Below are 19,272 nucleotides of genomic sequence, written 5' to 3' on the forward strand. Positions count from 1 at the left end.
TCGGACCGCCGGCCGGGACCGGTCGATCCGGCGTCCGGCGAACGCGGCCGGCGCTAAGGTAGCCCTAACCGGACTGTTGTCCGTTCACGGGAAAAACGTAACGGACAGCTGTCCGGTTAACAAGGACGGGTTTCGGCCACGAGCCCGCGAGGAGGATCCGTGTCCCAGCCGAAGAAGGACGCCCCCCTGCGTCTCGACGCGCAGCGCAATCGTGAGCGCATCCTGCGCGTGGCCATGGTCGAGCTGACGCTGCGCGCGGACGCCCCGCTGAGCGCGATCGCCAAGAAGGCGGGCGTCGGGCAGGGCACGTTCTACCGCAACTTCCCGCACCGGGAGGCCCTCGTCCTGGAGGTCTACCGCTACGAGATGCAACAGGTCGCCGATGCCGCGGGCGAGCTGCTCCGGACGCGGCCGCCCGAACGGGCCCTGCGTGAGTGGATGGACCGCCTCGCTCGCTTCGCCATGACCAAGGCCGGCCTCGCGGACGCGATCCGGCTGGTCACCAGCGCGCCGGGCGGACCCGCCAAGCCCGGCCCCACCCCGGTCATGGAGGCGGCCGGAGCCCTGCTCCGCGCCTGCGAGGACGCCGGCGTCGTCCGCCCCGGGGTGACCCCGGACGACTTCTTCCTCGCCATCGCCGGTCTCTGGCAGCTCGATCCGCGCGAGGACTGGGAGCCGAGGGCCGGCCGGCTGCTGGATTTCGTCATGGACGGACTGCGCGTCGGGGCGCCCGGCCGCTGACGGGACCGCCCGCCACCGGGTGTCGGCGGGCCGTGTGATGATGCCCCGGACAGCGCTCGGGCCTGGGGAGGGACCGAGCACAACCCACGCGACGGGAGCGGTGAGTTGAGCGAGGGCGGGGCGTCCATACCGGACGAGGAGTGGGAGCGTTTCCTGAGGGAGGCCGAGGCCGGGGGCCGGGGGGCGCCCGAGGAGCCGTCGGCTCGGGCCCGGATGGTGGCGCAGCGGCTCCAGGAGGAGTCCGGCCCGCCGGAGGGATGGCGGACGTACACGCCGGCCCGGCGGCGCAGGGGCAAGGGCTGGGCCGCGCTCGGTCTGGCGGCCGCGGTCGCCGTGGTGGTCGTGGCCGTCGGCCCCTGGGGGATCGGCAGCTGGTTCGACGGCGACGGCGGTGCGAGCGCCACGCCCCTCGCCGCGGAGTCGGAGCGCCCGACCGGTGCGCCCGCGCAGGAGGCCGCGGACCGGCCGCCCACCCTGGACGAGCCGTTCAGGGGATCGCCGGCCGCGCGATGGAGCGACGGAACGGCGGGCATCCACCTTCCCGAACCACGGGCGACCGGCTGGATGAGCAGGGCGGAGGTCGCGGACGCGCTCACGAAGACCCGGGACTTCCTCGCCGCGTCCAGCCTCGACCCCGCCGTACTGCGCGGCGAGCGGCCGACCGGGGCCATCGCTCTGATCAACCCGCACCAGGCGGATGTGCGGGGCTTCCTCAAGAAGGCGCTCGGCGCGCCCGACCGCGAGAACGACCCGCTCCTGCTGTTCAGCCGCTTCCGGTCCTCCGACGTGCGGCCGGCCGGGGACGTGGTCAAGACCCGCGGCCGGGTCACCTTCCGGGAGGGCGAGCGCGGTGCGGTGCAGGTGTCCACCGACGTCACCTACGTCTACCCGGTCGTGCGCGCAGAGGGGGACAGCGACGAGGTCGCGCGCACCATCGTGCGCCGCGAGGTGGTGATGAGCTGGGACGACCCGGCGAAGATCGTGATCGAGCCGGGGACGTTCTCCCTCGTCTCCTACAAGGTGGACACCACCAACGGCGGTTGCGACACCCACACCGGCTATCTGACCCCCGCGTTCCTCGCCGAGCGCACCGACGCCGAAGCACGCGACGGTGCCGAGGTCGACCCGTACGACCGGAGCACGTCGATGGAGGAGCGTATGCGGGAAGGCGACGAGGAGGGCTGCGGAACCGCCACCCGCTCCTGAGGAGGGACTGCCCGCGCCCCGCGCGCGGGAGCGCTCGGGGGGAGCGACGCCGCGAAGCAGGGCCTGGTCGCGGTGCTGCCCCCGGGGCGTCCGCTCGGGGCCGCGGGCCCGCTCCACGCTCTCGCGGCCACCAATCCGGTGATCGCCCGGCGCCGAATACGTGGTGAGGGCCGCGGTCACTGCCGCTCTCTCCCGCGAGAGGCGGTACGTCATGATCACGCTGATGCTGATCGGGTTGCTGGGCGGGCTGATCACCGCGGTTTCACCCTGCATCCTGCCCGTCCTGCCGGTGGTGTTCCTGGCCGGCGGCTCCGGGCGGGGCGAGGACGCCCAGGCCGCGGGCAAGCCGGTCCGGGCCCCGGGCGACGCCGAAGCCGGCGGTGGCGGTGGGACGGCAGGGGGCGGTGGCGCTGTCGCGACCGCTCCCCCGGAGGCTCCCGGACGCCCGCCGCGCAACCGGCGTCCCTATGCCGTGGTCGCGGGCCTCGTCGTCAGCTTCGCGTTCTTCACCCTGCTCGGCGTGACGATCATCTCCGCCCTAGGTCTGCCGCAGGACATCCTGCGGTACGTGGGACTGGGGCTGCTCGTCCTCATCGGCCTGGGACTGATCTTCCCGCCCGTCGAACGCCTGCTGGAGAAGCCCTTCGCCCGTATCCCGCAGCGCCAGGTGAACAAGGAGGGCAGCGCCTTCGTCCTCGGTCTGGGCCTCGGCCTGCTGTACGTGCCGTGCGCGGGGCCCGTGCTCGCCGCGATCACCATCGCGGGAGCCCGGGGCGAGATCAGTTCCGACATCGTGGTGTTGACCCTGTCCTTCGCCGTCGGCACCGCCGTGCCGCTGCTCGTGTTCGCCCTGGCCGGGCGGAGGGTGGCCGACCGGATCGCCGCGTTCCGCAGGCGTGCCCGGGGGCTGCGGATCGCCGCCGGGTCCCTGATGATCGTCCTCGCGCTGGCTCTGGCCCTCGACGTCACCGCCGCCATCCAGCGGTCGCTGCCCGACTACACCTCCGGTGTCCAGCGGAAGATCGAGGACAGCGACGCGGCCCGGCAGCAGTTGTCCGGTCTGTACGACAACTCCAACAAGGAGCTCTCCCGCTGCGAGGACGGCGCCGACGAACTGCGCTCGTGCGGGCCGGCCCCCGCGCTGGACGGCATCGACTCCTGGTTCAACACCCCGGGCGACCGCCCCGTCGACCTCAAGAGCCTGCGCGGCAAGGTCACGCTGATCGACTTCTGGACGTACTCCTGCATCAACTGCCAGCGCGCGGTGCCGCATATCCGCGACTGGGAACGTGCCTACCGGGACGCCGGGCTGCGCGTCATCGGGGTGCACTCCCCCGAGTTCGCCTTCGAGAAGAAGCGGAGCAATGTCGTCGCCGGCGCCGAGAAGCTCGGAGTGGACTGGCCCGTCGCGCTCGACAACGACCTCGACACCTGGGACAACTACCGCAATCGCTTCTGGCCCGCCAAGTATCTGATCGACGCCGAGGGCACGGTCCGCTACTTCAAGTTCGGTGAGGGTCAGTACGACCAAACGGAGAACATGATCCGTGAGCTGCTCCGCCAGGCGGATCCCACCGTCGTCCTTCCCAAGCCCACGGACCGGGCCATGGACGATCTCGCCGCCGACCGGACTCCCGAGACCTATCTGAGCAACCTGCGCATCCGCGGTTACGTCGGCACGCCCCTGGTGGACGACCGGTCGGCCGTCTACCGCTTCCCGAAGGGCGATCTGCCGCTCAACAAGCTGTCGTTGGACGGCACGTGGACGGCGGGGTACGAGGAGTTCACGGCGGGGCGCGAGGCCCGGCTGGCCTTCACCTACCGGGCGAAGAACGCCAACATCGTCCTCGCCGGCACCGGCAAGGTCACCGTCCTCGTGAACGGCGAGGTCACCAAGACCCTCCGGGTGACCGGCGCGCCGACCCTGTACCGGCTCACCGACGACCGGGACCCACGCACCGCACGCCTCGAACTCCGCGTGGACGAGGGCCTCCAGGCCTACGCCTTCACCTTCGGGTGAGCACCCTGGGGCGCGGCCTCCCCCAGCTCGGCGAACCGGTCGAGCAGTCCGGCCGCCGCGGCCACATCGTCCGTCAGCGGCCGGTCGGCCGGCTCCGCGTCGAGCATCGAGGCCGCGAGTTCGAAGGCCCGGCCGACCGGCAGCTCCGGGTCGAGGCGCAGCTCGCGCTGGCGCAACGCCCTGACGGCCGCGACGAGTTCACAGCCCACGACGAGCCGGAACGCCTGGCACGCCCGCAGGGTCTGCCGTGCCGCCAGCGAAGCGAAGCTCGCCTGCTCCTCGACACCCCGCGAGAGGACCGCGTGGCCGAGCGAGGCGGGCGCGGAGAAGGCCCGCAGATCGCCGAGCGCCGCCCCGGCCGCGTATTCGAGGATCATCACGCCCGACGACGCCGGCTCGCCGTCCGCGAGGAACGGGCGCAGGCGGGTGAAGCCCGGTTCGTTCAGCGTCGAGAGCCGGGAGGTGGACAGCCGGGCCACCTGGGTCACCGCGAGCCTGAAGTGGTCGAGGGAAAGGGCGAGTTGGGCGAGGTAGAAGCCGCCGTGGTGGTAGGCGGCCATATCGTCGGCCGAGATCAGCGGGTTCTCGGCCGCCGCGTTGATCTCGACCGCGAGGACCTCGTCGAGCGCGTCCGCCGCATCGTGCGCGGGTCCATGGATCTGGGGCACGCAACGGAAGCCGTACGGGTCCTGGATCCGGCCGAGCGGCGGCGTGGGGCGGTCGGGGGCGCCGAGCAGCAGCCGCATCCGCTCCGCGACCGCGTACGAACCGGCGTGCCGCCGCGCCTCGTGCACGGGCAGCGCGTAGGCCTCGTAACTCCCGTCGATCGCCATCAGCGACAGGGCCGCCACCACCTGCGTGGCCGCGATCAGGGTGCGCAGCTCGTGCAGGGCGAGGGCGGACTGGCCGAGGGTGAGCGCGTTGCTGCTGATCAGGGCGAGGGCGTCGTTGTTGTCGAGGGGCTGCGGTGCGGGGGCGGCCCCGGCGCCCTGCCAGGGGTGTTCGCCCGCCAGCGCGAGGCCCAGCTGCGCGAGCGCGGCGATGTCGCCGGTGCCGACCGAGCCGAACTCGTTGACCTTCGGGTAGGCGCCCGTCTCCAGAGCTTCGCAGAGCGCGGTGACGACGGTCGGGCGCAGTCCGGCGCCGCCGGCGAGGAGCTGGTTGGCGCGGACGGCGAGCATGGCGCGGACCTGCCGTGCGGGGAGCTCCTCGCCGATCGCCCCGGCGTGGCTGCGCAGCAGGCGCAGCCCGTGCCCGGAAGCCGCCTCCGTGGGCACGGTCTCATTCCGGTTCGCCCCCACACCGGTGGAACGACCGTAGACGCGACCCCACGAAGCGATTTCCCGCGCGGCGTTCCAGGAGGCTTCCACGCGCTTCATGCCCTCGGTCCCCGGAACGGGCCGGGCGACGGATTCGGCCATTCGTACGACATCTGCGACCATCAGGCGGCGGCCGTCCAGGATGACGATCGCACCGTTGCCGCCTACCGCCCTGTCCGAGATATGAGACGACATCAGTAGCAATTCCTCCTCTGCCGGGCGCTCCGTCTTGTTCTGCGGCCTCTGGTAACCAGGGATTTACGCCCGCACGGCGACGACCTATTGACAACCTATTCAGTCACCGAGAACTCTGCATGATGATATGCAGCCGGGCAAGGGACTCCTCATGATCCAATTCGACAAGGTCCACAAGCGCTTCCCGAACGGCACGACCGCGGTGCACGACCTCACGCTCGACCTGCCGGAAGGGGGCGTGACCGTCCTCGTCGGATCTTCCGGTTGCGGCAAGACGACCACGCTCCGCATGATCAACCGGATGGTCGAGCCGACCTCCGGGACGATCAGGGTGGGCGGCAAGGACGTCCTGGAGCAGGACGCCGCCGAGCTGCGCCGCTCCATCGGCTACGTCATCCAGCAGTCCGGGCTCTTCCCGCACCGCACCGTCCTGGACAACATCGCGACCGTACCGCTGCTGCTCGGCTGGGGCCGCAGAAAGGCGCGGGCGCGGGCGGCGGAACTCCTGGAGACGGTCGGCCTCGCCGCCGACGCGGGGAAGCGTTACCCGCACCAGCTCTCCGGCGGCCAGCAGCAGCGCGTCGGCGTGGCCCGCGCGCTCGCGGCGGACCCGCCGGTCCTCCTGATGGACGAGCCCTTCGGCGCCGTCGACCCGGTGGTCCGCACGCAGCTCCAGGACGAACTGCTGCGACTCCAACGCGAGTTGAACAAGACGATCGTCTTCGTCACGCACGACATCGACGAGGCCGTACGGCTCGGGGACCGCATAGCCGTCTTCCGCACCGGTGGCCATCTCGTCCAGTGCGCCTCCCCCGCCGAGCTCCTGGCCCGCCCCGCGGACGCGTTCGTCGCGGACTTCCTCGGCGCGGAGCGCGGCCTGAAGCTGCTGTCCCTGACGACGCTCGAAGAGGTCGCCCAGGGCCCCGCCCCCGAAGGCGGCCGCTGGCAGCTCGCCCTCGACGCGGCCCGCAAGCCGCTGGCCTGGCGCGACGAGGAGACGGACACGGAGATGCCGGTCCGGCCCCTGCGGGACGCTGACTCGCTCCTCTCCGCACTCAACGAGTCGATCGCCGCGCCGAGCGGCCTGGTCGCCCGGGTCGACGCGGACGGCGTCCTCACCGGCGTGACGTCCCGCGAGGACATCCACGACCGCGCGGGCCGGGTACACAGCGCGGCGAGCACGGTGGCCGCATGAGTGTCGACTGGTCGTGGATAGCCGACCACACCGACGATCTCACCGCCCTCACGCTCTCCCACCTCCAGGCCGCCCTGACCGCCGTACTCCTCGGGCTGCTCGTCTCGCTCCCCCTGGCCGTGGTGGCCCACCGGGTGCGCAGGCTGCGCGGGCTGCTCATCGGGTTGTCGAACATCCTGTTCACGATCCCGTCCATCGCCGTGTTCGTACTGCTCCTGCCGGTCAGCGGGCTCACCCGCACCACCACCGTCATCGGCCTGACGATCTACACGCTCGTCGTGCTCCTGCGGAACACCGTCGAGGGCCTGGACTCCGTCCCCGCCCGGACGAAGGAAGCCGCGAAGGCGATGGGCTCCCGGCCGCTGCGCACCCTGCTCACCGTCGAACTGCCCCTCGCGCTCCCCGTGATCATGGCGGGCGTGCGGATCGCGACGGTGATGGCGATCTCCCTCGTCTCCGTGGCCACGTACATCGGCGACGGAGGCCTCGGACAGCTCTTCACCGACGGGTTCCAGCGCAACTTCCCCACCCCCGTGATCGTCGGCGTCGTCCTGACCCTGCTCCTCGCACTCGTCGCGGACGCCCTGCTCGTCACCCTCCAGTACGTCCTGACGCCGTGGACCCGCCGGCAGAAGCAGGGGGCCTGACCTCATGTACGAACTCCTCAAGGGCCTCGGCGACTGGCTGGTCAGTGCCGAGCAGTGGACCGGCTCCGACGGCATCGGACACCGCCTCGCCGAGCACCTCCAGTACTCGCTGCTCGCCACGCTCGTCGCCGCCGCCATCGCCCTGCCGATCGGTCTGCTCATCGGCCACACCGGACGCGGCGCGTTCATCGCCATCAACCTGGCCGGCTTCGGGCGGGCGCTGCCCACGGTCGGGCTCGTGGTCCTCGTCTTCCTCGCCAGCGGCCTGTCGATGTGGCCGGTCTACATCGCCCTCGTCGCGCTCGCGGTGCCGTCCATCGTCACCAACACCTACGCCGGGATGACGGCGGTCGACCCCGAGGTGCGGGACGCGGCGCGCGGCCAGGGCATGCGCTGGCACCAGGTCCTCCTCCAGGTCGAACTGCCGCTCGCGCTGCCCCTGATCATGACCGGGCTCCGGCTCGCGCTCATCCAGGTCGTCGCGACGGCGACCATCGCCGCTTACGTCTCCTTCGGCGGGCTCGGCCGGTACGTCTTCGACGGGCTCGCCCAGCGCGACCTCGTGCAGGTGCTCGGCGGCGCCGTGCTCGTGGCGCTCGTCGCCGTCGTCCTCGATCTCGCGCTCTCCGCCCTCCAGCGCGTCCTTTTCCGCCACCGCCCCGCCCCGCGGGCCCAGGCCTAGGAGCCCCCATGAACCGCAGAAACCTCCTCGGCGGACTCCTCGCCGCCGCCACCGTCCCCGCGCTCGCCTCGTGCAGCAGCGGCATCACCTCCCTCGACGGGGAGGGGGCCGGCGGCGGGGGCGGGGGCTCCAGCGAGGGCGGCGTCACCATCGGCACCGCCAACTTCACCGAGAACCAGGTCCTCGGGTACCTCTACGCCGCGACGCTCGAAGCGTCCGGGGTGAAGACGAAGGTCCGCCCCAACCTGGGCACCCGCGAGATCCTCATCCCCGCGCTGAAGGGCGGCGACATCGATCTGCTGCCCGAGTACCAGGGCGCGCTGCTGCACTACCTCGACACCAAGGCCACGGCCACCGAGGAGGGCACGATGCAGAACGCCCTGGCGATGCTCCTGCCGCGCGGCCTCCAGATACTCCCGTACGGCGAGGCGGAGAACGCCGACGCCTTCGCGGTGACCGAGGAGACCGCCGAGGAGTACGGCCTGAAGTCCCTGGCCGACCTCGCGAAGCACAACGGCAAGCTCGTCATCGGCGCGGCCCCCGAGGTCAAGAAGCGCACGGTGGGCTCGGTGGGCCTCAAGGACGTGTACGGCGTGGAGTTCAAGGAGTTCAAGTCCCTCGACTCCTCGGGCCCGTTGGTCAAGGGGGCCCTCAAGAAGGGCGACGTGGACGTGGCGAACCTCTTCACCACCGACACCGACATCGCCGCCGAGGGCTGGGTCGTCCTCACCGACCCCAAGAACCTGATCCCCGGCCAGCACGTCGTTCCGCTGATCGCCGACCGCAAGGCCGACTCGACGGTCCGCAAGGCGCTCGCCCGCCTCGGGGCCGTGCTGACGACCGAGGACCTCACCGAGCTCAACCGCCTGGTGGACAAGGACCGGAAGGACCCCGAGGACGTCGCGAACGACTGGGCGGCGGAACACGGCATCAAGAAGTAGCCGCGGCGGCCGCGGGAGGTCACGGCCTCCCGCGACCGGCCGTCGCCTCCGGGGTCCGGCCGCCGCGTAGACGGTGGCACCGGCACCACGATCTCCTGGAGGAGCAGCACCGGGGCGACGAGCGAGGCGTCTCCGAGGACGTAGACGGCGATGGGGATGCCGAGATTCCCGGCGTTGACGTAACTGGAGCACAGGGCGCCGATGGTGACCCGTCCGGCGTCCCAGCGCGGGAACAGCCCGGCCACCACGGCGAAGGCGCCGGCCGCGGCGGCCGTGGCCGTCGCGGTGACCAGCAGGCGTGTCGACAGGACGACGGACAGGTCGGCGCCCGCGAGCATGGTGAAGAGCAGAGCCGGGGTCGCCACGTTGAAGGCCGGCCGGGTCAGCACGGTGCGGCCGTCCTGTCCCAGATATCCGCGGCGGCCTATGACGTACCCGACGGCGATGACGGTGGCGATCACCGTGAAGCCGGTGAGGACTCCCTGCATGTCTTCCTTGCGGGTGGATCAGGTGCGGTGGGCGGCCGGGCGGGTGGAGCACCTGGTCAGATGCCGGACAGCGTCTCAGACCGGTGGTCGCGCCCCCGGGGCGGGGGTGGGGCGCGACCGGTGGGCCGCCGCCTGCCGGTTCAGCCCCGAGCCGGTTCGCCCGCGCCCTCGCCCCGCCGGCGCGCGAGTGCGTCGGCGAAGCGCGAAGTCAGGGCGGTGGGTGCGGTGATGGCGGTGCCGACCACGACGCTGTGGGCGCCGCGGGCGAGCGCCTCGGCGGCCTCCTCGGGGGTGTTGACGCGCCCTTCGGCGACGACGGGTACGGAGATCGCGGCCGACAGGGACGCCACCAGGTCCAGGTCCGGTCCGCTCTGCTTCGGGGTTCCCGGCACATAGCCGGACAGGGTGGTGGAGACGAAGTCCGCCCCCTGTCCGGCGGCGGTGATCCCCTCCGCGAGCGTGGCGACGTCAGCCATGACGAGGGCGCCCGCCGCGTGCACGGCGGCGACGAGCTCGGCGAAGGTGGAGCCGTCCGGGCGCGGCCGGCCGGTGGCGTCGGCGGCGACCACGGCGGCGCCCGACGCGGCGACGGCCAGAGCGTGCCGGACGGTCGGGGTGATGTACACCCCGGTGTCGCCGTCCTTCCACAGGCCGATGACCGGCAGGTCCACCGCCGCCGCGATCGCGGCGACGACCTCCGGTTCGTTGGCGCGGATCGCGGCGCCGCCGCCGGCGGCCGCCGAGAGCGCGAGGCGGACGAGGGTGGCGGTCTCCCGCATCGGGTCCCCGGGGGGCGCCTGGCAGGAGACGATCAGTCGGCCCCGGAGTGCGGCGGCCAGATCCTGTGCGTTCAGATCCTGTGCGTTCATCGGTGAGCTCCCGGACGGTGGAGGGGAAGGGTGGTGGTCAGGGCCGCCGCGCCCCGTACGGCGGCGTCCCCGCCGTGGAGCGGGGGTTCGGGGAGGAGTCCCCGCAGGGGCGGCATCAGTTCGGCGGCGAAGGCCGTGGCCAGGGCGGAGCGGTACAGCGCGCCGATACGGGGCACCCCGCCGCCGACGACGACCCGGTCGGGGCCGAGTGCGTTGGCCAGGCCGCCGAGGGCCCGGCCGGCCGCCGTCGCACCGGTGGTGATGGCCCGTACGGCCGCCTGCTCGCCTCCGGCGGCGCGGGCGGCGACCGTTTCGAGCCGGTCCGGCCGGGTGCCGGTGAGCCGTGCGTACTGGGCGGCGATGCCCGGACCGGAGGCGATGACCTCCAGGTGCCCGGCGGCACCGCAGGTGCAGGGCAGTCCGGCCGCCTCGGCACTGGGCAGATGGCCGAGGTGGCCGGCGATGCCGGCGGCGCCGTGCAGCATCCGCCCGTCGACGGCGAGAGCGCCGCCCACCCCCGTGCCGATGGCCGCGTACAGCAGCGAACCGTGGCTGTCGGCCAGGGCGGCGAGCTCGGGTCCCGCCGTGGCGCGCACGTCGTTGTCGCAGGCCACCGGCAGGCCCGTACGGTCCGCGAGGCCGGCGCCGAGGGCGGTGCCGGCCCAGCCCCGGATGGAGTCGGTGGCGCTGGTGACCATGCCGCTGCGGGGGTCGACGACCCCGGCGGCGGCGATGCCGACCAAGGAGGCCAGGCCGTCCGGGTCGACCTCGGCCGCCGCCGCGGCGAGCGCGTCGAGCACGGCGGCGGCGCCCTCCCGGGCGGGGGTGGCCCGGGTGTGCCGGGCCAGCACCTCGCCGTCGGGGGCGAAGAGGGCCGCCGCGATCTTCGTGCCCCCGAGGTCGAGGCCGATGACCACGGCTCCGGTCGTTCGCCCGTTCATCGGACCGTTCGGACCGTTCATCGGACCGGCAGCAGTCCGGCGCCGCGCAGCCGCTCCGCGACGGAGGCGACGGACGCGGCGGACAGCGGGATCTGCGGGAACGCGGTGGCGCCGTGCTCGATGACGCCGAGCAGCCGCAGCGCCTCCTTGAAGGACCCGAGCGCCGACGAGCTGCGGCCCATCTCCTGCTCGGGGCCGACGTCGACCATGGCGAACAGCTCGACGAGCCGCTCCTGTTCACGGGCGGCGAGTGCCCAGTCGTCCGCTCGCGCGGCGTCGTACAGCCGTACGTATCCGGCCGGATCGACATTGCCGAGTCCGGGGACGACGCCGTCGGCTCCGGCCAGCAGGGCGGCGTCCACGGTGAGTTCGGATCCGGTCAGCACGCTGAAGTGCGGCACGGGGCCCCGTGCCCGGCCCTCGCGTCCGCCCAGCGCGACGACGAGCCTGCGCAACCCGCCCTCGTCGCCGCTGCTGTCCTTGAGGCCGGCCAGGGCGCCGTCCTCGGCCAGTTCGCGGACCAGGGCGGTGGAGAGCTTGGAGTGCACGGCGACCGGGATGTCGTAGGCGAACAGCGGCAGGTCGACGCCCGCGCGCAGCCCGCGGAAGTGCCCCGCGGTCTCGGTGGGGTGGGTGCGGGTGTAGAAGGGCGCCGTCGCGACGAGGGCGTCGGCGCCCAGCTCCGCGGCGGTCCGGGCGTGGGCGAGTACCCGGGGGGTCGTGGTGTCGATGACCCCGGCCAGTACGGGGACCCGTCCGGCGGCGGCGGTGACGACGGTCTTCAGGGCGGTGGCGCGCTGGGCGTCGGTCAGGTAGGCGACCTCGCTGGTCGAACCGAGGGCGAAGAGGCCGTGTACGCCGCCGTCGACGAGGTGGCCGACGAGCCGGGTGAGGGAGGCCGTGTCGACCTCGCCCCGGTCGTCGAGCGGGGTGCAGACCGGCGGTACGACGCCGCGCAGCGGTGCGGTCAGGGACATGGTGGGAGAGCTCCAGCTCGCTCGGGACGCCGGTCTTTCGCCTTTCGCCCGGAAGGGAGGACGAGACCAGGACATGAGACGTAAGATGTCTTACGTCTCGGCTTACCTTAAGCCGATGCCCCGGCGGCCGGTCAAGAGGCCGCGGCGGCCGACGACACCTCAGGAGGACGGTTGTGGCCCGCCCCACCATGGCGCAGGACATCGAGCGGAGGATCAAGGAACTGATCCTCGACCGGGCGCTCGGCCCGGGCGATCCGCTGCCCACCGAACCCGAGTTGATGGAGCTGTTCACCGCCGGACGGGTCTCGGTACGCGAGGCCCTCAAGGCACTCCAGGCCATGAACGTCGTGGAGATCCGACGAGGCTTCGGCACCTTCGTCGGCTCGCTCTCGCTGACGCCCTTCGCCGAGGGCCTGGCCTTCCGGGCGGTCGTGCGGCACGGCCGGGGCGAGCCGGGGCTGCTGGAGTTGATGAAGGTGCGCGAGGCGTTGGAGACCGGGCTGGTCGGCGCCGTCAGCGCGGGCATTCCCGCCGAGGACCTGGCGGCGCTGCGGAATCTGGTCGCCACGATGGAGGCCGAGGCCGCCCGGGACGGCCGGGTCGCCCGGGCGACCGACCGCGCCTTCCATCTGGCGCTCTACGCCTCGCTCGACAACCACCTGCTCAGCGAGGTGCTGGACGCGTTCTGGGCGGCGATGGACCGGGTGCGCGCCAGCACGGACGACGGCCACCAGGACCCCGACGTCACGTGCGCCCAGCACCACGCGATCGTCGCGGCGGTGGCGGCGGGCGACGGGGCCCGGGCGGCGTCGGCCATGCGCGCCCACTTCGACGGCATCCGCTCCCGTCTGGAGCGGCACCCGGCCGGGGGCGGCTACGGGGTCACGGTCACCGACCGGGTCCCGGACGCCTGCTTGCCGTCGGCCCTGTAGGTCACGGTCAGTCCGGCGGTGCCGGACGTGCCCGCCGGGATCGTGACCGGGACCTTGATGTTCGCGCCCTCACCGGGCCGGAGCGCCGGGAACGCCACCTGCCGGGTCGTCCAGCCGGCGGGCACGGTCAGGTCGAGCGTGCCCGCGTTGCGGGTGACGTCCATCCGGTTGACGACCCGCACGGTCACCTCCGTCGTCGTCCCCGCCTTCAGCGTGGCCGGGGGCGTGATGGTGATGTCCGCGCAGGTGCCGCCGAGCCACTTCAGGTCGAACGAGGAGTAGGTGATGTGCCGGTAGTCGTCGCGCTCGTAGAGCAGCCCGAGCCGGCCGTCCGGCAGCCGGGTCAGCGTCGAGTAGGCGGCGCTGTCCGGGTTGACGACCTTCCGGATCGGCCAGGTCTTCCCGTTGTCGCAGGACATCTTCACGGTCAGGTTCTTCCGGGTGGTGCTGTCGGTGTTGCTGAACAGCAGCCAGGACGCTTGGGGGTGGGAGGCGGGGACGTCCGGGGCGTACCGGATGATCGAGCCGTTGTTCGCCGGGTCGCGCAGATCGGTGTCCTGGGTGAACGGCGTGTAGGTGACGCCGCCGTCGCTGGAGTAGGCGACGGTCCGGTAGGGCGCGGAGCGGTTGTTGAGCATGATCCGGCCGTCGCTGAGTTCGACGGTCTTGTTCTCGTCGCCGCCCGGTCCGACGGGGTTGCCCATCTTCCAGGTCGCGCCGTGGTCGTCGCTGTAGGCGCTGACGGCGTAGTTGGCGCCGTTGTTCCGGATGGCGTACTGCTGGATCAGCCGCCCCTTGTACGCGCCGTGGCGCACCTGGATGCCCTCGCCGGAGGCCGCGAACATACCGGCCCAGGCGGGGTTCTTGATCTGCTTGGTGATGCGGCGGTGGGTCCAGGTGACGCCGTCGTCGTCCGAGTAGCTGTAGTCGGCCTGGAGGATGTCCGGGTCGCTCTCGTCGTTGCCGGTGGCCGAGCCGAAGAAGCCCTGGTTCACGGAGCCCGCGTAGAAGACGAAGATCCGGCCGGTCGTGCGGTCCACGAGGAGGCTGGGGTCGCCGAAGCCCTTCGGGGCCGCCTCCTTACGGACGACCTGCTGGGTCCCCCAGGTGGTGCCGCCGTCGGTGCTGCGCCGTACGACGACGCCGAGGTTGCCGGGGAGGTCGCCGAGCGTGGGGCGGGTGTCGTAGGCGGCGATCACCGTGCCCTCGACGGAGGTGGTGAGCGCGGGGATGCGGTAGTGGGGGGACCCGACGCCCTGGGTCGCTATGTCCTGGGAGGTCAGTTCGCCGGGGGCGGCGGCCGGTGCGCCGTGGGCGGTGCCGGCGGTGGTGGCCACCAGGAGGGCGGCGGACAGCATGGCGACGGTGACTCTGCGCTGCATGGACGATCTCTCTTCTCGTGAGGGGAGACGTACGGATGGAGCGTTCGGCAGTCAGGAGCGTTCGGCCGGGAGGCCGGCGAACAGGGTGCGCACCCAGGCCAGTTGTTCGGCCCGGTGGTGTTCGGTGCCGCCCTCGTGCCCGTTGAACTCGTAGACGCGCACCTCCTTGGGGCCCGCGTACCGGTTGTAGGCCGTGAAGCAGGTGGAGGGCGGACAGATGTCGTCCGCCATCGCGATGGAGAACAGCGCGGGGGCGGTGGCCCGGGTGGCGTGGTGGGCCCCGTCGAAGTACGACAGGGTGCGGAACACCGGTTCGACGCGGTCGCGGTGGAGCCGGAGGTAGGCGGCGATCTCGGTGTACGGGGGTGTCGCGGCGATCCGCGCGGCCCGGGGGATGTTGCAGAGGAACGGCACGTCCGGCATCACTCCGGCGAGCCCCGGCACGAGCCCGGCCACGGCCAGCGCGATGCCTCCGCCCTGGCTGACCCCGGTCACCACGATGCGGGCGGGGTCGACCTCGGGGTGCTCGCGCATCGCCCGCACGCAGCGGACCGCGTCGGTGAACACCCGCCGGTAGTAGTGCGTTCCGGGGCTCTCGACGCCCCGGGTCAGGAAGCCCGGCACGGTGCCGGCCGATCCGGGGTCGGTGTCGGGGGTGTCGCCGGTCGCCGAGGACCAGCCCTGGCCGCGGGTGTCCATGACCAGGTGCGCGTATCCGGCGCAGGCCCACATCAGCTGCTCGTGGGCCAGGCCCCGGCCGCGCCCGTACCCGAGGAACTCCACGACACAGCCGAGCGGTCCGGCGGCCCCTGCGGGCATCCGCAGCCACCCTCGTACGGGACGGCCGTCGTAGCCCGGGACGCTCACGTCGTACACGCGGACCTGGACCAGCCCGCTGTCGACCTCGTCGAACCGGGGTTGCCGGTCCGGTGCTCCACCGGGGCCCTTCTCGTCCAGGGTGTCGGACCAGAAGGCGTCGAACCCGTCGGGAAGCGGCAGTTCGGGCCGGTAGGCGCGGCATTCCGCGAGCGTGAGATCGGCCGACGGCATGACGGTGCCCTCCTGGAGGGGTCAAGGAAAGCCACAGGACAGAAGACGTCAGATGTCCTGATGGCAAACCAGACCGTAGGGAGCCGTGGGGCCGCCCGTCAAGAGCCGGGCCGCCCCGCGCTCCCACCCCGGAGGCCCGGCGGGAGCGCGACGGCCTCGATCAGCCCTCGCTCCCCCTGCCCGCCCTGGCCTCGGCGATCCGGCGCCTGACCGGGGCGTAGTGCTCGCCGAGGGCCTTCAGAAACGCGGTGGCATCGCCCGCGCGGGCCGCGTCCACGATGTTCTGGTGGGCGGCGACGGTCTCCGCCTCGTCGGCGTGCGTGAACCCCTGCAGATGCGGCGCGACGATCGTGTAGACATCCCAGAAGGCCATCGAGAGCTGACCGATCAGGTCGTTGCCGAGCGGCGCCACGAGCAGCGCGTGAAAGGCCCGGTCCGCCGCGACGAAGCCGTGCCCGTCGCCCACACCGGTCTCACGCATGGTCGCCACCAGGCCGTCCAGCCGGTCCAGCTCCTCGGCGTCCAGCGAGGAGATGATCCGGTCGGCCATGCCCCGCTCGAAGAGCTCGCGTACGTCGACGAGGTCGGCCATCACCTGGAAGTCGTCGTCGGGCGAGAGCAGACCCCGGAAGGTGAGGCTCTCCACCAGCGCCGACAGGCTCAGTCGGCCGACGTACGTCCCGTGGCCGTGACGGACCTCGACGATGTCGAGGGCGGCGAGGATCTTGACGGCCTCCCGGACGCTGGAGCGGCTGGCGCCGAGCGCCTCGCACAGGGCCGGCTCCGTCGGCAACGGGTCCCCCGGGCGCAGCCGTTCGTCGAGGATGTACCGCTTGATGCCCTCGACGACCTCCTGCCGCAACAGGGTGCGACCGGGTCTCGCGCCGGACATAGGTGAACTCCCCACCTCTTGACCCCTCTCGATTGTCAAGCTACGTTCCCACGCTATCAAGGCATCAGACATCTGACGTCTGATGCTCTCGCCGCACAGGCACCCCGATAGCCTTCGAAATTCCGTTCTCCACCCATTCCTCACCCAACGTCCCTTGGAGGACCCGTGCCCGAGCTGAGGCCAGCCGGCGTCGAGCGCCGCACCTTCCTGCGTTACACCAGTGCCCTCGGCGCGGCAGCCGCCGTCACGGCAGGCCTTTCGGCTTGCGGCGGTCCCTCCTCGACCGCCGGCGGAGCGGCCGGAAAGGGCGACGGCAGCGGCACCATCGAGGCGGGTCTGTCGTATCCACTCTCGACCGGATTCGACCCGATGATCACGTCGGGCGCCACCCCGTACGCCGCCAATATGCACATCTTCGAGGGGCTCGTAGATCTCGATCCCGCAACACTCGTGGCGCGCCCCGCGCTCGCCACCGAGATGCCGAAGAAGATCAACGCCACCACCTACCGCGCCACCCTGCGCGACGGCGCGACCTTCCACGACGGCTCACCGGTCACCGCCGAGGACGTCGTCTTCAGCTTCGAACGCATCCTGGACGAGAAGAACGCGTCGCTGATGGCGCAGTTCGTGCCGTTCATCGACACGGTCACGGCGGTCGACGAGAAGACGGTCGAGTTCAAGCTCCGTCACGCCTTCGCGCTCTTCCCGTCCCGGATAGCCGTGGCACGGATCGTGCCGAAGAAGATCGTCGAGGCGGACGTCAAGGGATTCGACGCCAAGCCCGTCGGCTCGGGGCCGTACCGGTTCGTCGAGGCGACCCGCGAGGACAAGATCGTCTTCGAGAAGTACGCGAAGTACAACGGCCCGCACCCGGCGAAGGCCCAGAAGATGGTCTGGCGCCTGATGTCGGACCAGTCGGCCCGCGTCAGCGCCATGGAGTCCGGCCGCGTCCAGGCGATCGAGGACGTCCCGTACATCGACGTCCCAAGGCTCTCCGCCACCACGAAGACCGAGTCCGTGCAGTCCTTCGGGCTTCTCTTCCTGATGTTCAACACGGCCGACAAGCGTTTCGCCGACAAACGGGTGCGCCAGGCCCTGCACTACGCCCTGGACACCGAGAAGATCATCAAGACCGCGATGGTCGGCAACGCGACGGCCGCCACCGGCTACCTCCCCACCACCCACCCCGACCACCACAAGGCCGCCACCGCCTACACCCACGACGTGGCGAAGGCGAAGAAGCTGCTGGCCGACGCGGGCGTGGGCAAGCTGAAGTTCACCGTGCTGACCACGGACACCGGCTGGGTCAAGGACATCGCCCCCCTGCTCAAGGAGAGCTGGGCCGCGGCCGGCATCGAGGCCACCTTGAGCATCGCGCAGTCCGCCGCCCAGTACGCCAAGGTCGACGGCGGGGAGTTCGAGGTCATGGTGGCCCCGGGCGACCCCTCGGTGTTCGGAAACGACGTCGACCTCCTGATGCGCTGGTTCTACTACGGCTTCTGGCCCGAGAAGCGCTACGCGTGGGCCGGCTCCCCCGCGTACAAGAAGGTCAAGCAGCTCCTCGACAAGGCCGCCCAGGCCGCCGACGGGGCGGCGCGCAAGCAACTGTGGGGCGAGATCACCGATCTGGTCGCCGACGAGGCCGCGCTCTACCCGATCCTGCACCGCAAGCTGCCCACCGCCTGGAACGAGACGGCCCTGCCCGGCTTCAAGCCGCTGCCCACCACGGGCCTGTCCTTCGTGGGCGTCGGCCGCGCCTGACGTCCGCCCGGCCCGGGCCGCCTGGGCCCTGTCGACCCAGGCGGCCCGGACCCGCCCTCCGCCCGATCGCAAGGAACCCGACGATGGTTGCTTTTCTCCGGCTCGCGCTGCGCCGCGTCGCGATGACGCCGGTGATGATTCTCGGCATCGCACTGCTGGTCTTCGTGGTGCTGCAGTTCTCGCCGGCCGACCCGGCCTACAACGCGCTCGGGGAGAGCGCCAGTCCCGAGGCCAGGGAAGCCTTCGCGGAGGCCAACGGGCTCAACGATCCGTTGCCGATCCGCTACGTCGACTTCCTCGGCCAACTGCTCCGCTTCGACCTCGGTATGACCGTCCCGCCGAGCCAGCCCGTGATCGACCGGATCACCGCGGCGTTTCCGCTCACCCTCCAACTGACCTTCCTCGGGTTGTTCCTCGCGGTCACGCTCGCCGTGATCGGCGGTGTCCTGGGCGCGATGTACCGCGACCGGTGGCCCGACCAGCTCTTCCGCGTGCTGTCCATGGCCGGGGTCGCCATCCCGTCCTTCTGGCTCGGCGTCCTGCTCATCCAGCAGTTCGCGCTGAACACCCGGATCTTCCCGACCGGCGGATACACCAACCCCGCCGACTCCTTCAGCGGCTGGCTCACCACCATGGTCCTGCCCGCCGTGTCGCTCGCCGTTCCCGTCGCGGCTTCGCTCGCCCGGCTCGTACGCACCTCGATGGTCGCCGAACTGGACCGCGACTACGTGCGCACCGCCCAGGGCAACGGCCTGCCGGTCCTCCTGGTGATCCGCTCGGTGCTGCGCAACGCGCTGGTCACCCCGCTCACCGTGCTCGGCGTCAAGGTCGGCTATCTGCTCAGCGGCGCCGTCGTCATCGAAGCGATCTTCGACCTGCCCGGCATGGGCAAACTCATCCTCGAAGGTGTCACCGGCGGCGACGTCGCCCTGGTCCAGGGCACCGTGCTGACCATCGCCATCGCCTTCCTGGTGGTCAACGTCATCGTCGACCTGCTCTACCTGCTGGTCAATCCGCGCATCAGGACGGTGTGA

Annotated in this window: 17 protein-coding genes and 1 pseudogene; 10 read left to right on the top strand and 8 right to left on the bottom strand. The window is 71.8% G+C overall.

What is annotated here, in order from left to right; genetic code table 11:
* Positions 1-159 precede the first annotated feature (159 nt).
* The 3 genes from ACIQRW_RS28300 to ACIQRW_RS28310 all read left to right on the top strand — a co-directional run bounded on the left by ACIQRW_RS28300 (position 160) and on the right by ACIQRW_RS28310 (position 3,967).
* Positions 160-741 (top strand): TetR/AcrR family transcriptional regulator, encoded by a 582-nt coding sequence (locus ACIQRW_RS28300; protein WP_403765251.1) that lies wholly within the window; start codon positions 160-162, stop codon positions 739-741.
* Positions 742-846: 105 nt separating this feature from the next.
* Positions 847-1,947, top strand: a complete 1,101-nt coding sequence (locus ACIQRW_RS28305; protein WP_403765253.1) for a hypothetical protein — start codon at positions 847-849, stop codon at positions 1,945-1,947.
* A 211-nt stretch (positions 1,948-2,158) separates the two neighbouring features.
* Positions 2,159-3,967 carry a cytochrome c biogenesis protein DipZ gene (locus tag ACIQRW_RS28310; RefSeq protein ID WP_403765255.1) on the top strand — a complete coding sequence of 603 codons (1,809 nt, stop codon included), beginning with the start codon at positions 2,159-2,161 and terminating at the stop codon, positions 3,965-3,967.
* Here the strand turns inward: ACIQRW_RS28310 and ACIQRW_RS28315 are convergent.
* On the bottom strand, positions 3,946-5,481 hold the full coding sequence (locus ACIQRW_RS28315; protein WP_403765257.1) for an aromatic amino acid ammonia-lyase: 1,536 nt from the start codon (positions 5,479-5,481) through the stop codon (positions 3,946-3,948). The two genes, ACIQRW_RS28310 and ACIQRW_RS28315, sit on opposite strands and share 22 nt — an antisense overlap.
* A 151-nt stretch (positions 5,482-5,632) precedes the next feature.
* Between ACIQRW_RS28315 and ACIQRW_RS28320 the strand changes: the two genes are divergently transcribed.
* Genes ACIQRW_RS28320 through ACIQRW_RS28335 form a run of 4 tightly spaced genes read left to right on the top strand, consistent with a single transcriptional unit; the run spans position 5,633 to position 8,946 of the window.
* Positions 5,633-6,676, top strand: a complete 1,044-nt coding sequence (locus tag ACIQRW_RS28320) for an ABC transporter ATP-binding protein (RefSeq protein WP_403765259.1) — start codon at positions 5,633-5,635, stop codon at positions 6,674-6,676.
* Entirely contained in the window at positions 6,673-7,323 is a 651-nt protein-coding gene (locus tag ACIQRW_RS28325) for an ABC transporter permease (protein ID WP_403765261.1), read from the top strand. The genes ACIQRW_RS28320 and ACIQRW_RS28325 overlap by 4 nt, the downstream gene beginning before the upstream one ends.
* 4 nt (positions 7,324-7,327) lie before the next feature.
* A complete protein-coding gene (locus tag ACIQRW_RS28330; RefSeq protein ID WP_403765263.1) occupies positions 7,328-8,005 on the top strand; it encodes an ABC transporter permease in 678 nt (225 codons plus the stop codon).
* 8 nt (positions 8,006-8,013) lie between these two features.
* Positions 8,014-8,946 (top strand): ABC transporter substrate-binding protein, encoded by a 933-nt coding sequence (locus ACIQRW_RS28335; RefSeq protein ID WP_403765265.1) that lies wholly within the window; start codon positions 8,014-8,016, stop codon positions 8,944-8,946.
* An 83-nt stretch (positions 8,947-9,029) separates the two neighbouring features.
* Here ACIQRW_RS28335 and ACIQRW_RS28340 read toward each other — a convergent pair.
* The 4 genes and pseudogenes from ACIQRW_RS28340 to ACIQRW_RS28355 all read right to left on the bottom strand — a co-directional run.
* Positions 9,030-9,434: pseudogene (locus ACIQRW_RS28340) on the bottom strand (AEC family transporter); the annotation flags it as partial.
* Positions 9,435-9,574: 140 nt separating this feature from the next.
* Entirely contained in the window at positions 9,575-10,288 is a 714-nt protein-coding gene (locus tag ACIQRW_RS28345) for an N-acetylmannosamine-6-phosphate 2-epimerase (protein ID WP_403765419.1), read from the bottom strand.
* Positions 10,289-10,299: 11 nt separating this feature from the next.
* The gene (locus tag ACIQRW_RS28350) at positions 10,300-11,244 is read right to left on the bottom strand and encodes an ROK family protein (protein ID WP_403765267.1); all 945 of its coding nucleotides are present in this window, start codon (positions 11,242-11,244) and stop codon (positions 10,300-10,302) included.
* Between the two features lie 17 nt (positions 11,245-11,261).
* Positions 11,262-12,221, bottom strand: a complete 960-nt coding sequence (locus ACIQRW_RS28355; RefSeq protein WP_403765269.1) for a dihydrodipicolinate synthase family protein — start codon at positions 12,219-12,221, stop codon at positions 11,262-11,264.
* A gap of 173 nt (positions 12,222-12,394) precedes the next feature.
* Here ACIQRW_RS28355 and ACIQRW_RS28360 point away from each other — a divergent pair, with 173 nt between their 5' ends.
* On the top strand, positions 12,395-13,153 hold the full coding sequence (locus ACIQRW_RS28360; protein WP_403765271.1) for a FadR/GntR family transcriptional regulator: 759 nt from the start codon (positions 12,395-12,397) through the stop codon (positions 13,151-13,153).
* Here ACIQRW_RS28360 and ACIQRW_RS28365 read toward each other — a convergent pair.
* The 3 genes from ACIQRW_RS28365 to ACIQRW_RS28375 form a co-directional block, all read right to left on the bottom strand.
* Entirely contained in the window at positions 13,096-14,535 is a 1,440-nt protein-coding gene (locus tag ACIQRW_RS28365; protein ID WP_403765273.1) for an exo-alpha-sialidase, read from the bottom strand. The genes ACIQRW_RS28360 and ACIQRW_RS28365 overlap by 58 nt on opposite strands.
* A gap of 51 nt (positions 14,536-14,586) precedes the next feature.
* Complete coding sequence (locus tag ACIQRW_RS28370; RefSeq protein WP_403765275.1) at positions 14,587-15,585, bottom strand: acetylxylan esterase; 999 nt, start codon at positions 15,583-15,585, stop codon at positions 14,587-14,589.
* Positions 15,586-15,745: 160 nt separating this feature from the next.
* On the bottom strand, positions 15,746-16,477 hold the full coding sequence (locus ACIQRW_RS28375) for a FadR/GntR family transcriptional regulator (protein WP_403765277.1): 732 nt from the start codon (positions 16,475-16,477) through the stop codon (positions 15,746-15,748).
* A gap of 165 nt (positions 16,478-16,642) precedes the next feature.
* Here ACIQRW_RS28375 and ACIQRW_RS28380 point away from each other — a divergent pair, with 165 nt between their 5' ends.
* Both ACIQRW_RS28380 and ACIQRW_RS28385 read left to right on the top strand, forming a co-directional pair.
* Positions 16,643-18,238 (top strand): ABC transporter substrate-binding protein, encoded by a 1,596-nt coding sequence (locus tag ACIQRW_RS28380; RefSeq protein WP_403765279.1) that lies wholly within the window; start codon positions 16,643-16,645, stop codon positions 18,236-18,238.
* An 83-nt stretch (positions 18,239-18,321) separates the two neighbouring features.
* The gene (locus ACIQRW_RS28385; protein ID WP_403765281.1) at positions 18,322-19,272 is read left to right on the top strand and encodes an ABC transporter permease; all 951 of its coding nucleotides are present in this window, start codon (positions 18,322-18,324) and stop codon (positions 19,270-19,272) included.

It is taken from the genome of Streptomyces sp. NPDC091287, from assembly GCF_044768525.1.
In the GTDB taxonomy this organism is placed as follows: Bacteria; Actinomycetota; Actinomycetes; order Streptomycetales; family Streptomycetaceae; genus Streptomyces.